This is a genomic window from Paenibacillus sp. FSL H3-0286 (assembly GCF_045040705.1).
Taxonomy (GTDB): Bacteria; Bacillota; Bacilli; order Paenibacillales; family Paenibacillaceae; genus Paenibacillus_AQ; species Paenibacillus_AQ odorifer.
The window spans coordinates 4,665,754-4,680,548 of record NZ_CP150285.1; the positions used below are offsets into that span (position 1 = coordinate 4,665,754).

A 14,795-nucleotide genomic window follows, 5' to 3' on the forward strand; every position below is an offset into this window, starting at 1 on the left:
TTTGGTCATTCGCGGCCTGCTACGACTACACATTCATTATCCTACGGGGCTTTCGGACTCGGTAGACGTTATTTACATGTTTTAATTCTTTACCGCTAGATTTCGGACTCCAGTGACGCTATTCCTTGGAAAGAGGCTCATAATAAGCATTTTTTAGGCCAATAGCTGCACTGGAGTCCGATAACATTCCAAATATCGGATAATCGTACGTTTAAGGACCACTGTGTCCGTTAGCAGGTTACTAAGCGTATATTCCAGTGACTAAGCATGTGCTTTCGACACAGCAGTCATTTTCATAGTTTTAGGTGCCAGCCCTTCTCTATATTTGAAAAGGGAATCTAAATTTTAAAGTAAGATAATTTATCCAACAGGTCTTGCACCATTGAGCTGAGTGACTCCGACGAGGCTGAGATCTCTTCCATAGAAGCAAGCTGCTCCTCAGAGGCTGCTGCCACACTTTGGGAGTCAGAGGAAGCTTCCGAAGCAAGATCGGCTAATTGTTTAACGGTAACTGAAATTTGCTCCGTTCCCGCGGTCATCTGCTGTGCAGCTGCTGACACCTCTTGGATCTGATCGGTTACCTGTGTCATCTCTGTCAGAATCGACGTAAATAAAAGATCACTATCAGATACACTCTGCACACCAAGAATTACTTTTTCATTGCCGACAGCCATCGCTTGTGAAGCTTGATTAGTATCTTGCACCACATCTTCAACCAAAGCAGTAACTTGTTCGGCAGCTTTTTTAGTCTGATCTGCCAGCATGCGAATTTCTGAGGCCACCACCGCAAAACCTCGGCCATGTTCACCCACTCTGGACGCCTCAATAGCCGCATTTAGTGCCAACAGATTGGTCTGTTTACTTATGTTCGAAATCAAGCCGATAATCCCGCTGATCTGAGCAGATCGTTCGCCTAAACGTTCAATCGCCAGACTCGTCTCATCTACAGACAGCTTTAACTCCGACATTTGATTCACTGCCATTTGCAGCTGGGCACTGCCCTTTTTCGTCTGATCGGTAACTTCATCTGCAGATGCAGATACCGATGACGAAGAGTCAGCAATCCGTTGCACTCCAACATTCAGCTCGCTCATCGCCATTGAAGAATCACCCGCATAATCACTCTGCAACTGCGCTCCTTCGGCTACTCGTCCAATTGCCACAGCAATTTGTTCAGCAGCTTTCCCAGTCTGCTCAGCGTTAGCTGTCAGCTCTTCAGAGGTAGCTCCCACGGACATTGATAGATCAGCGACAAGTCCAAACATTTCTCGAAGCTTATGGGTCATATGATTAAAATGTGTAGCCATTTTGCCGAATTCATCATCATTTCGAACCTGCAGGGTTTGAGTCAAATCCCCCTGAGACATCAGCTGCAATTTCTCAGATAACAAACGAAGCGGTTTAACTACCATCAACCATAGTTGAAGACCAACAATAACAGCTAAAATCAAAATCCCAATAATCATAATGATAAAAAATTCTGTTTTAGCTTGTTCATAATCAGCCATGATAACATCCTTAGAGATCGCTGTCTGTGTGTACCAGACCTGGTCACTTCCAGGCATTGGTATCGGAACAAAAGTCCGCAGCACGTCTTCTCCCTTGGAATTTATCGTGTATCCCAGTTTGGCCTCCCCATTCTTCACACGCTTCCACAGTACTGTTTTATCTTCTGTATCACCGAATTCTTTGAGTACACTTTGAGGATCATTTGGGTTGGCTGCATATTTGCCATTACCAGTGATTAAAGAAACATAACCTCCCAGAGGTTTATAGTTAACGGCTTCTTCCTGCAATTGGGTTAACGAAACATCGAACCCTACAGTCCCCAGAAATGCACCCGTTTTATCCAAAATTGGCAGCATGACCGAAATCATCTCTATAGCTCCACCAGTCGTCTCATAGGAGTAGGGTTCAATATATACCGGTTTTTTCTCTTTTTTTGGTAAAAGGTAATAATCACCCGCACCTTCTACATCATAATTCTTTAAGGGTTCAACCTTTATTGCACCTTGATTTCTAAAGACATAAGGAATAAAACGCCCCGTACCATCATCATATGGCATCTTATTTATATTAGCCTGATCGTTCTGATCAAAAGCATTGGGTTCCCATAATATGCTCATCCCAAAAATTTCTGGTCTGTGCTCAAGCATAGTTTTCATTGTAGAAACAACATCTTCACGGTCCAAGGTTTGACGTTCTCTTGATTCAAGGAGTACTTCAGCGAGCGCTTCACCCGTCGACTGAATGTCTATCATTCTATTCTGAATGGTCTCCGCATAACTTTTTCCTGCGACCTCTGCCTGAAGTTCACCGTTGGATATGCTCACACTACGCAGATTAGCCAGGTTTGCGACTAAACTAAAGAAAAAGATCACAATAATTACTAAACTTACCACCATAACAAATTTAAACGTTAATGAAAGCCTTCGATACAATGCCATCTGAACAACTCCACTCTAGGATAATATATCTTTAATCGACAAAATACGACCTCTATTCAATAGGACTTATTACCTATAATTCAAGGGATGAAAATTTAAAATTCTATCCATTCCAAAAGTATGTTTAAATAAAAGTAGCCTAATCAAAAAATAACATAATACAAAGGAGTTCATGCCGATGGAAATATCCTCTTTTTTGTTGCCAAAAGATCAAGTCGCCTATATCACTAACTCACTATCCATGCTGGAAGCCTTAGAACAATTAGAACAGCACCATTACACGGCTATCCCTATTATTGATAATGAAGGAAAATATGTAGGAACACTTTCGGAGGGTGATCTATTGTGGAAGCTGAAAAACACAGCAGATTTAACCTTTGACAATATAGGGGAAATTCCAGTAAGCGACATCCAAAAGCATGTTCATAACGAAAGTGTTCTCATTAATGCAGAAATGGAGGATATGCTGACGCTTGCTGCGGATCAGAATTTCGTTCCTGTGATTGATAATGAGGGTGTATTTGTTGGAATTATTAGGAGAAAAGATATCATTGAATATTACACTCGCAACATTACAGATTAATAAAAAATGACCAATCTCCATTACGGAGACTGGTCATTTTATTTTTCATCAAAATTACAGTTCAGTCAGGATAATCGTTCCTTGTGGGGTAATCGCTAAAGTATGCTCATATTGTGCTGACAATCCGCCGTCAATGGTACGCGCAGTCCAACCATCCGCATCAATTTTTGTTCTGTAACTGCCTGTGTTCAGCATGGGCTCAATGGTAAATACCATCCCCTCTTTAAGACGAGGCCCTCTCCCTGCTGGACCATAGTGAGGTACTTCCGGAGCTTCATGCATTTCTGAACCGATCCCGTGGCCAATAAAATCACGCACTACAGAAAACCCGTTAGACTCTGCATAAACTTGGATGGCATGCGCAACATCGCCAATACGGTTGCCTGCAACCGCCTGCTCGATTCCACGGAATAAAGATTCCTTAGTAGTGTCTAGAAGTTTGGTCGCCTGTTCACTAATATTGCCAATCCCGTAAGACCAGGCCGAATCTGCCAACCAGCCGTTTAAGTTAACAACCATGTCAATGGTTACGATATCCCCGTCTTTTAGCGGCTCTTTTTTCGGGAATCCGTGGCATATTACATCATTTACAGATGCACAGGTTGCGTACGGGTACCCATTATATCCTTTTTGCTCAGGAGTAGCTCCTTGAGACAATATAAATTTTTCTGCAAATTCATCAATTTCCCAGGTCGTAATACCAGGCTGCAAAATTTGCGCAATTTGACGATGACATTCAGCGAGAATTTTTCCCGCCGCACGCATTTTTTCGATCTCTTCCATCGTTTTCATGATAATCATAATATCGCCTCTTCTGTACAGAACACATCGCTCTCGGGCAACGGTTCTTCTTTTGTATTTAGTTTACCCTTTATATTATGAAAGAAAATCGCGAGAAATCCAAATCATTAGGCAAAAAAAATTATATTTTCCTTCCTGAATCTAAAAATAACATCATTTCTTATGAGAATGTTAGATGAAAGACGAGTGCCTTATCAGCTTTCTCTTATCTTTCTAATAAAACATAAAGTTATTGTTATCGTTAAATTATTTATTATTCCTAAAAATTCCTTTATATGTTATATTCAAAATAACTGAGGAGGTGATACATGCCTGTAATTGAGTGCATTTACTGCAACCACCTGGAGGATACGCATAATCAAAGAAGCAACCCTATTTGATTAAGGAGGAAATGTTGATGAAATTCAGAAAGCATTTTTCGTTCCGGAAAATCAGTTTGTTAGTATTAATTAGTATCCTTACTCTTTCTATTTCTTTACCTCAACAGCAGGCAGCGGCAGCAAACACTTCTGTTAAAGGTTTTTATGTAAGCGGTGCCACTTTATACGATGCCACCGGCAGTCCTTTTGTAATGCGCGGGGTTAATCATGCACACACTTGGTACAAAAACGATCTGGCTACTGCAATACCGGCCATCGCAGCGACTGGCTCCAATACCGTCAGAATTGTACTTTCTAATGGCAGCAAGTGGTCTCTCGATACTTTAGCTGATGTCCAAAATATTCTAAAGCTTTGTGATCAGTATAAAATGATTGCCATGCTGGAAGTGCATGATGCTACGGGCTCAGACAACACCTCTGACCTTAACGCTGCAGTAAACTATTGGATCAGCATCAAGGATGCTTTGATCGGTAAAGAAGATCGTGTCATTGTGAATATTGCTAATGAATGGTACGGTTCTTGGAACACTGCAACATGGGCCAGTGGATACCAAGCGGCAATTCCTGCGTTAAGAAATGCGGGCATTAAGAACACTTTAGTTGTAGATGCAGCGGGATGGGGTCAATACCCACAATCTATTTTCACTAGTGGTCAGGCTGTATTTAATTCAGATACCTTAAAAAACACTATTTTCTCAATTCATATGTACGAATATGCTGGAGGTAATGCTGCTACAGTCAAGAGTAATATCGATAGTGCCTTGGCTATTGGAGCCCCTGTGATTATCGGCGAATTCGGTGACAAGCACACGGGTGGAGATGTCGATGAAGCCACCATTATGAGCTACACGAAGGAAAAAAAGGTAGGCTGGCTCGCCTGGTCCTGGTATGGTAATGGCGGAGGCGTTGAATATCTGGATCTAGCCAGCGGTCCAGCAGGAACACTCAGCAACTGGGGAAATACAGTCGTTAATGGAGCAAACGGAACCTTAGCAACCTCCGTGCTTAATAAAATTTACACAACACCTGGTTACCAACCTGTGCCGGATGGTGGCACTACACCAACACCAACACCAACACCTACACCAACACCAACAGCTACACCAACACCAACAGCTACACCAACAGCTACACCTACACCTACACCTACACCTACACCTACACCTACACCTACACCTACAGTAACACCTACACCTACAGCCACTCCTACCGGCTCGCCATCCAGTAATCTGGCACTTTACTACCGTGCAGCAGATACCAATGCTACTGATAACTCAATCAAGCCCTACTTCAACATCTATAACAACGGAACAACGGCAGTCAATTTAAATGGACTGAAAATTCGTTATTACTTTACTAAAGATGGAAGCGCCTCTCTCAATGGAGTAATCGATTGGGCGCAGGTCGGTGCTTCTAATATATCGGTTGCCCTCGGGTCCACAAGTGGGACGAACGCCGACTCTTACGTTGAGCTTACTTTCAATGCTAGCGCGGGCTCCATACCTGCCGGTGGACAAACAGGAGAAATCCAATTACGCGTGCACAAAAGCGACTGGTCTAACTTCAATGAAGCAAATGACTATTCGTTCGATCCAACCAAAGTTTCCTTCAGCACTTGGAACAAAGTAACCCTGTATCAAAACGATGTACTGATCTCCGGCATCGCTCCTTAAAAACATAAACCAGCGAGCCTCCCGGAATTGGAGACTTGCTGGTTTTTAAATTGAATCTGTTGTAGCGCAGATGTTGGGATCTTACTAGATTATTGTAGATCAAATGAAGGCTGTTGCTAGATTTGTCAGTCAACGGTGATCTACTGCTGTTAGCCTGCTCCCGGAATGTTACTACTCTGATGTTAGTCTACCGCTGACTGTTACTACTTTGATGTTAGTCTACTGTCGATCGTCTATTGTTCCGCTAGTCGGTTACTTCTCTTTTATTTGGCTGTTCTGCGTACTACTCCACTATTGCTACTGCTGAGCTAATCTAATTTTACTATTTCACCATCTAATGTTATTTTACTATCGATTTAATTCGACCCTTTCACCACTCTGATGTTAGTCTACTGCCGCTCGTTTATTGTGCCGCTAGTCGGTTACTGCTCTTTTGTTTGGCTGTTCTGCGTTACTTCACTATTGCTCCTGCTGTTCTGCGTATTACTCTACAATTGCTCCTACTGCGCTAATATCACTCTGTCCCACTATCTAATATGACCCTTTTACTACTCTGATGTTAGTCTACTGCCGCTCGTCTGCGCTCATCTGCCTTCTTTACCTTTGGAGCGCTTTTGTCGTGATTTTCGGACTCAGATGACGCTATTTGTGCGATTTGAGCCGTTTTGAGCAACTTTCGGACTGGAGAGGCGCTATTCTTCTGAAAAAGGCCTGTTCCTGTCTCTTTTCATCCCCATAACGGCGCTGGTGTCCGAACACTCGGCAAATTGGCAAGATTTCAGGAAATAAGGGCTCCTGAGTCCGTCACCTTGTTAATCTACTGCCGCTCGTCTATGCTCATAAACTGCTCTACTATCGCTCATCAACTACTCTTCTACTACTCTTCTACTTCTCTTCTGCACTCATCTGCTGCTCATCTGCCGTTCTTTACCTTTGGAGCGCTTTGTCGTGATTTTCGGACTCAGATGACGCTATTTGTGCGATTTAAGCCGTTTTGAGCAACTTTCGGACTGGAGAGACGCTATTCCTCTGTAAAAGGCCTGTTCCTGTCTCTTTTCATCCCCATAACGGCGCTGATGTCCGAACACTCGGCAAATTGGCAAGATTTCAGGAAATAAGGGCTCCTGAGTCCGTCACCTTGTTAGTCTACTGCCCCTCATCTGCCCCTCATCTACTACTCATCTACTACTCATCTGCCCCTCATCTACTACTCATCTTCTATTCGTCTGCGCTCGTCTGCGCTCACCTACCGTTCTTTACCTCTGGAGCATTATGTGTACGACACGACACCCCGCGCATCTAACTACGACCAAACCACAAAAATCCCGGCAGCCATCAACTGGCCCCGGGACATTTTTAAATCTACTTTCATTTAGTCATGGAAATTAAGTCCAGAGGTAACGGCTTTAACATAATCTGCACGGATCACGAAATCTCCAAAATGCTCGCCTTGTTGACGTTCTTTGGCATATCGGTGAAGAATAGGTTCAAGCGTCTCTAGGATCTCCTTCTCATCTATGTTTTCTTTATACATTTTATTGAGGCGATCACCCGTAAAGCCTGCTCCTAAATACATATTGTATCTGCCAGGAGCCTTGCCGATAAACGAGATTTCACCCAGCGCCGGTCTAGCACAGCCATTAGGGCAGCCGGTCATTCGGATCACAATTTCCTCGTCACGCAAACCAGCCTTATCTATAACAAGCTCCAGCTTATCTATCAACGAAGGCAGATAGCGTTCCGCTTCAGCCATCGCAAGTCCGCAGGTTGGCAGTGCTACACAGGACATGGAGCTGCGTCGCAATGCAGAAAGATGTGCTCCATCTGTTAGTCCATGCTGTTTAGCCAGCTCAGCTACTTTGCGTTTTTTGGCAGTAGTGACGTTGGCAATCGTTAGATTCTGATTCGGCGTTAGCCGGAAATCTCCAGTATGAATCTTAGCAATCTCCCGCAAGCCACTCATCAAGGTGTATCCTTCTTGGTCATGAATCCGTCCGCTTTGGATATAAAGTGTCAGATTCCATTTTCCGTTGGTCCCCTTCACCCAGCCGTAACGGTCTCCGTTGTGATCAAAATGATAATCACGTGCTGCTTCAAGCTGCCATCCGAGTCTTTCATGCAGTTCGTCTACGAACCAATCCAGACCATGGCGGTCAATTGTATATTTGAACCGTGCATTTTTGCGGACAGAACGATTACCATAATCCCGCTGGATCGTTACGGTCTTTTCTGCCACATCAATCAACTGTTCCGGACGGCAAAAACCAATTATACGTCCCAACTGAGGATAAGTACTGGTATCGCCATGAGTCATCCCCATACCGCCGCCTACAGAAACGTTGAAGCCGACTAGTTTCTCATTTTCCAGAATAGCGATAAAACCCAGATCTTGCGAGAATACATCCACATCATTAGAAGGAGGCACCGCTAGACCAATCTTGAATTTACGCGGTAAATATACCGGTCCATAGATCGGTTCTACTTCCGCACGTTCGCCTAAGCTATCTACTACCTTCTCACCGTCCAACCAGATTTCATGGTAAGCAGGCGTACGTGGTGATAAGTGATCACTTACTTTGCGCGCCCATTCGTAGACCTCTGCATGCACCTCTGACTGGTAAGGATTCGGATTACTCATTACGTTACGGTTAACATCGCCGCAAGCTGCCAGCGTCGTCATCAGCGTATCATTAATGCTGCGGATGGTTTTCTTAAGATTCCATTTGAGTACCCCATGCATTTGAAACGCCTGTCTGGTAGTCAGACGTAAGGTTCCATTGCCGTATTTTTGTGCCAGATCATCCATCACTAGCCACTGCTCTGGTGTCGCTACCCCGCCTGGGGCAACTACACGAAGCATGAACTGGAATGCAGGCTCCAGCTTTTGCCGTTCACGCTCGTTGCGTAAATCCCGATCGTCCTGCATATAGCTTCCGTGAAATTTCAGCAGCCGATTATCATCTTCCGGCAAGCCTCCGGTAATCGGATTGCTTAATGTCTCAACAAGCGCGCCCCGCAGATAGTTACTCTCTTGCTTAATGTGCTCAACATCGCTTGGAGGCCCGCCGATCGGCTTAACCTTTTCATTGTTTGCCATTGTTGTTATCTCCCCCCGAAGTCATTCGATAACTTTCCTCTATCCATTAGTAAACATCACGTTGGTAGCGCTGCGCCTGCTGCATATTATCCAAATAAGCTGCCGCTTCTTCAGGACTCAAACCACCCTCATGCTGGATGACAGTAATCAGAGCAGAATGAACATCATGTGCCATATGCTTCTCGTCTCCGCAAATGTAAATATGAGCTCCCGCTTGCAGCCATTCGTAGACCTCGCGGCTCTTTTCCAGAATGCGATGCTGAACATATACTTTCTCTTCGGTATCACGGGAGAAAGCAACATCCAGCTTAGTTAACAAGCCGTCTTTAAGCATTCTCTGCCAGTCCGTCTGATAGAGGAAGTCCGTCACAAAATGCCGATCTCCGTAGAACAGCCATGATTTACCTTCCGCCCCAAGCTCGCCACGTTCCTCCAGGAAAGAGCGGAAGGGTGCAACACCTGTGCCCGGTCCAATCATAATGATCGGTGCATCAGGATTCGTCGGAAGCTTAAAGTTCGGATTATGTTGAATGTAGATGGGCAACGTATCTCCCGGCTGGACTCTTTCAGCACAATGTACCGAGCAGACCCCATAACGCTCACGGCCATGTGCCTCATAACGTACAGCTCTAACCGTTAAATGAACCTCATCTGGATTAGCTTTATAGCTGCTGGCAATTGAATAGAGTCGTGCCGGAAGCTTGCGCAAAATAGTCACAAAGCTACTGGCCGAACCCTCCCATGGAGAGAAGTCCTGAACTAAATCGAGCAGATCGCGGCCTTGAATATATTCCTTAAGCTGTTGCGCACGTTCTGGCGACAATAGATCACTTAGTTGGTTAGAAGAAGATAACTTCGCCGCTTGTTCAAGTAACGGTTTGGTCAATACAGTGATTTCATAGTGGTGAAGAAGGGCCTCACGTAAGGTGCCGTCTTCCCCTTTTTTATTAAATGGAACAATATCATTAGAATTCCAGCCCATAGTATGAATAATAGCGTCTACCAATTCAGGATGATTCTCCGGATAGACACCCAGCGCATCCCCTGGTTCAAATTGTATGTTCGAGCCTTCTAGGGATAGTTCCAAATGGCGGGTCTCCCGGTCAGAACCACGTCCGTTCAGATTAAGGTTCTCTAATACTTCCGCTTTAAAAGGATTGTTACGGGTATACAAAGGCTCCTGAGAATTTGCGTCTTCCGCAGCTTGAACCGCTTTTGCCGCAATGGCCGGAGCATTTAAATGTGCATTTAACGCACTAATGACGCCTTCAAACCACTCGGTAACCGAATCATCATAATCAAGATCACAATCCACACGTGGACTTAACCGCTTGCCGCCAAGTTCCTCAAGCCGCTGATCGAAGTCCTTGCCGGTCTGACAAAAGAATTCATAGGAGGTATCCCCCAGTGCCAGCACTGAGAACTTCAGATTCTCTAATTGAGGAGCTCTTTTGCTATAGAGAAATTCATGGAACATCCGTGCATTATCTGGCGGCTCGCCTTCACCATGTGTACTGACCAGCAATAGGAGGTTCTCAACCTTCTTAAGCGCATTGGGCTTAAAGCTGTTCATCGCAGTGAGTGTGACCTGAAATCCTTGCTCCTCCAGCTTGCGGGACAAGCTCCCAGCCAGCCGTTGGCAGTTCCCTGTCTGGGACCCAAACAACACGGTCACTTCACGTGAAGCTGCAGGTTGACTAACGGCACTACCTTCCACATTTCCTATCGTATTTGATTGTACTGCTTGAACCCCGGCACCTGCCGATGGTGCAGTAGTAAAGCCCATGGCTGACAAATAACCGCTAAGCCATATTTGCTGTGTCTCCGTTAAGGATGGTAGAAGACGATTGAGTAGCTCGACTTGGCTCTCGTTAAAAGGACTGTTCGTTACCTGTAGTTGCAACAATATCCACCTCTCCTAAACATGAAATCTTCTGATGATCCGTACCTCATGAAATCAGGCTATCACAATAATTGTAAACGATCAATGATGTCGATTTACCCTAATAATTGTATTTTATTGAAAAATAATCTATAAAGTACTTAAAAACCGATCAAAACAGTATGATTTAACCTGTTTTGATCGGTTTCATTATAAAAAGTGATACTATTTATAAAATATTGTGATAAATAAAAGCTATAATTTTTGCTTACTTTCGGGAAATAACACCTCGCCGCTCCCCGTCTTAATCTTCACTATCTCCTCAAGCGTATTCGACAGCTCGCCGGGTGGATAAGGTTTAGTTAAATATTTTTGAATTACATCGTTTAATTGATTCTTATCCGATTGATCCAGAGCAGAAGAAATAACGATAGGTATATTTTCAGTTCTTGGATCTTCTTTAAGCATTCGGATCAAATCCCAGCCATCCAGCTCTTCACCCAACATCAAATCTACCACAATCGCCACAAATGGTGTTTTCAAGGCCTGATCAAAAGCTTGCTGTGGATGGTAATGATGGGTAACACGGAAGCCCTTCCCTTTAAGCTCTTCTGATAAAAGCAACGATAGACTGTAATCATCTTCAACGATCATCACATTAGGCTTGAGCTCTTTATCGGTGCTCCATTTATTAAGCTCATCCTGTTGCCGGCTCGCTTCCGCATGGAGGATAGGGAGGCTAAACCAGACGGTAGTGCCCTCTCCTTCAACGGAATCTATACCGATATTTCCCTTTTGCTTCTCAATAATCTCCTTACAGATGGCAAGCCCGAGTCCTGTTCCTCCAATTCTTTTAGAGGCGCTATTATCCACTCTTCTGAATTTTTGGAATAGCTGTCCTATTTGATCCTTAGGAATGCCAAGACCATTATCCTGGATACGTACAATAATTCTATCCGACTCGTTATGCAGCAGTACTTTAACTTCATTGTTATCAGGCGAGAATTTAATCGCATTACTTAACAGATTCGTCAGAACTTGGACAATCTTATCCTTGTCCACGTCAACATCCGCATTCAAAGCCTCATCCACTAGGAGTACATGATGGGTACTGCTCAGTTTATATTGATCAATTACGCCTAATACAATTTCACTGAGATTCAAATGCTCCGTGATATATTGCTGCTTACCTGACTCCATTCTCTGCAAATCAAGAAAATCATTAATGAGCTCCGTCAGTCGTTTAGCTTCTTTATGAATCGTCTCCAGATATTTAAGCTGCTTCTCAGGCTTCATGGTCTTAGATAATAACAGTTCTGTGAAACCAAGTACACTCGATAGCGGTGTTCTTAGCTCATGACTTACCGTACTGACAAGATCAGATTTCATAAGGTCCAGCTCATATTCTCTAGTGATATCTCTGTAGACAAACAATGTACCAATACGCAGTTCGCGACGGAATACAGGGATCGCATACACATCAATATGCTTCATCGATTCAGTTCCAATGGAGTATTGCATGCTGCTCGATTCCAGAGCATCCTCAGCAATCGCTTTTTCAAAAAACATCCGAAGTTCATGATTCTCATTCGAGTGCTCAATGAAATAATCCATCCATTTCTGACGGGGAATCAAAGCTCCTTCTGTCCACTCATAATTAAAAATGTTGCTCAACGCTTTATTCATCTGCAGGAGCATACCTTCTGTATTCACAAATTGTATGCCCTCGTTCACATTATTTACGATGTCCCGATTCAGCTTTCGTCCATGTTCAATCTCTTCATACATGAATAAACGTTCAATCGCCAGCGCTACGCGGTTCATCATCCCTTGAACCTCATTAATCTCTTCTTTGCTGAAGGAATGACCAATCCGGCTGCCACAGAACACTGCAAGAATCTCATCCTCTGCGTTCACAACAGTAGTGTAGAAGTCGTAAACATAGACCTCACTCGCAGAAATCCCTTGCTCTGATTGTGTGGCCAGGCGCTTGATTAGGTACGTTTTTTCCGCTTGCAAGCGATATAACATCTCATTATTCTCATGATCAAGATAACGCTCCACATTCTCCTGTGGAATGCCTTTCACAGCCGCGATATTATCTTTCACAAGCAGGAAGAAACTCGAATCAAAGGCATACAGGCGATGCATAAACTCAATAAACTTATCGGCAAATTCATGTTTATCCAAAGTATAAGTAATATCATGATTCAGCTGATTATTTAGCTCTAGCATCATCTTGGTCTGTTCTGTGTTTTTTAACGTTTCGGCTAGCTCCTGCTGCACGCTTTTCATTGAGGTGATATCGTTCGCAATAAGGATGTATTGATAAATCACACCCTCTTCATTCAGGTAAGGCACAATCGTCAGATGCAGCCAGATGGGCAATCCGTCTTTGGCTAGAATCTGCAGCTCATTGTTCCACACTCCGCCTGTATTTAATTTGTTAAAGATTTTCTGATAACCCTCATCAGAGAGATTATAAAGTTCAAATAACTTATAGGTGTAACCGATAATCTCAGACTTTTTATAGCGGGTATATCCACTTAAATTATCATTCGCGTAGGTAAAGACACCTTTAGCAGTAAGGATCCCCACCGCACACGATTGATCCAAGGCTTTCATCATACTCTCAATTTCACTAAGCGAGCGCTGCAGCCTATATTGCTGATCCTGAAGTTCATCCTGCTGCGCATGCAGCTCTTCATTCTGCATCATCAATTCTTCTTCTTTATCTTGAATACTTCTAGCCATATTTAGAAAAGCATCATAAAGTCGGCCAATTTCATCTTGATTCTTAAGCTTGCCCAGAAGAATTTCTTCTCCTGCAGCCAGGGAATGGGTTGCCCCTTCCAGCTTCAGAATAGGATCTATTAGGTTCTTCAGAATCCGCCAGATCATAAAGGTGAAGATTAGCAGAATAATCGTGCTGAAAAAGAATGCGATAAAGGTAAACTCATTGGCACGTTTGATGTAATCCATAGCCATAGTATTTAATGCGGCATCGGATCGTTGCTTGTACTCTTTTGTATACATTAAAAAATCATTTACTGATTTCGTGTTGCCATCTGCGGATAGAGCTCTCAAAGACACATAATCGTCTGCCTCGACAAACCGAATCGCTTCCGGCAAAACTTTAGTTTTGTACTGAACATAAAAGGCCTTCAAACCATCTCTAAACAAAGCTTCTTCCGGAGATAAACTGAGATTAGAATAGGTATCCAGAATCTTATCAAAGTTAACAAGTCCTAAGTTTAAGAGCTCTAATTCATTGTTACTCTTAAGTGCGCTGAATCCCCTCGCTCGGAAAAAAACCTCATTTAACGCAGTCGCCAATTCGTTAATCGTGTCCGCCTTATTTTGCAGAACTTCACGGTCTCTACTTAATTTGTTCTGCTCATTGTTTATGAAAAACAAAAATACAGATCCCATAAGAATGATTAACGAAAAAACCAAGGCAATGATACGAAAATATCTATTTTTAATACTGTGATTAGAGCTGCTTCCCTTTGTCACTTAGGATCCCCTCCACAATCTGCAAGAGTTCCATCGGACTAAAAGGTTTTGGCATAAAATAACGTGCGCCTGCATCTACCGCTCGAAGACGATCTACATCTTGGGCTTTGGCTGTTAACATTAAAATAGCTGTAGCCTTCTTTTTCTCATCATCCAGTTGACCTAGGACTTCAATCCCTGTCATTTCAGGCATCATATAATCCAATATCACCAAATCATAATGATCCTGTGACAATTTTGAAAGCGCCTCTAATCCGTTCTCGGCAGTGTGGATCTCCACGTCTTCCAAATCTTCTAAGGTGTCTACGATTAACATTCGTAATACTTCTTCATCATCCACTACCATTACCTTTTGCATAGCTGCCTAGTTCCCTCCGCTTTAGATCTCTCCTGGTGCTCACAACATATTCAGAACC

Annotated in this window: 8 protein-coding genes; 2 read left to right on the forward strand and 6 right to left on the reverse strand. The window is 43.5% G+C overall.

What is annotated here, in order from left to right:
- Window positions 1-338: 338 nt before the first annotated feature.
- Window positions 339-2,447: a methyl-accepting chemotaxis protein gene (locus tag MHB37_RS21020; RefSeq protein WP_076218469.1), complete on the reverse strand. Its 2,109-nt coding sequence runs from the start codon at window positions 2,445-2,447 to the stop codon at window positions 339-341.
- Between the two features lie 178 nt (window positions 2,448-2,625).
- On the opposite strand from MHB37_RS21020, the gene MHB37_RS21025 reads away from it, so the two are divergent.
- Window positions 2,626-3,030, forward strand: coding sequence for a CBS domain-containing protein (locus MHB37_RS21025; RefSeq protein WP_076281463.1), 405 nt, complete (start codon window positions 2,626-2,628; stop codon window positions 3,028-3,030).
- 54 nt (window positions 3,031-3,084) lie between these two features.
- On the opposite strand, the gene map is transcribed toward MHB37_RS21025, so the two are convergent.
- A complete protein-coding gene (gene map, locus MHB37_RS21030; RefSeq protein WP_036685786.1) occupies window positions 3,085-3,831 on the reverse strand; it encodes a type I methionyl aminopeptidase in 747 nt (248 codons plus the stop codon).
- Between the two features lie 397 nt (window positions 3,832-4,228).
- On the opposite strand from map, the gene MHB37_RS21035 reads away from it, so the two are divergent.
- On the forward strand, window positions 4,229-5,884 hold the full coding sequence (locus MHB37_RS21035) for a cellulase family glycosylhydrolase (RefSeq protein ID WP_405168460.1): 1,656 nt from the start codon (window positions 4,229-4,231) through the stop codon (window positions 5,882-5,884).
- A gap of 1,372 nt (window positions 5,885-7,256) precedes the next feature.
- Here the strand turns inward: MHB37_RS21035 and cysI are convergent.
- From cysI to MHB37_RS21055, 4 genes are all read right to left on the reverse strand, one after another.
- On the reverse strand, window positions 7,257-8,981 hold the full coding sequence (cysI, locus tag MHB37_RS21040) for an assimilatory sulfite reductase (NADPH) hemoprotein subunit (RefSeq protein ID WP_076281461.1): 1,725 nt from the start codon (window positions 8,979-8,981) through the stop codon (window positions 7,257-7,259).
- Window positions 8,982-9,027: 46 nt separating this feature from the next.
- Window positions 9,028-10,884, reverse strand: a complete 1,857-nt coding sequence (locus MHB37_RS21045; protein ID WP_339248792.1) for an assimilatory sulfite reductase (NADPH) flavoprotein subunit — start codon at window positions 10,882-10,884, stop codon at window positions 9,028-9,030.
- Window positions 10,885-11,118: 234 nt separating this feature from the next.
- Window positions 11,119-14,379, reverse strand: coding sequence for an ATP-binding protein (locus tag MHB37_RS21050; protein ID WP_405168461.1), 3,261 nt, complete (start codon window positions 14,377-14,379; stop codon window positions 11,119-11,121).
- Window positions 14,357-14,737, reverse strand: a complete 381-nt coding sequence (locus MHB37_RS21055; protein ID WP_036685780.1) for a response regulator — start codon at window positions 14,735-14,737, stop codon at window positions 14,357-14,359. The genes MHB37_RS21050 and MHB37_RS21055 overlap by 23 nt, the downstream gene beginning before the upstream one ends.
- Between the last annotated feature and the right edge of the window lie 58 nt (window positions 14,738-14,795).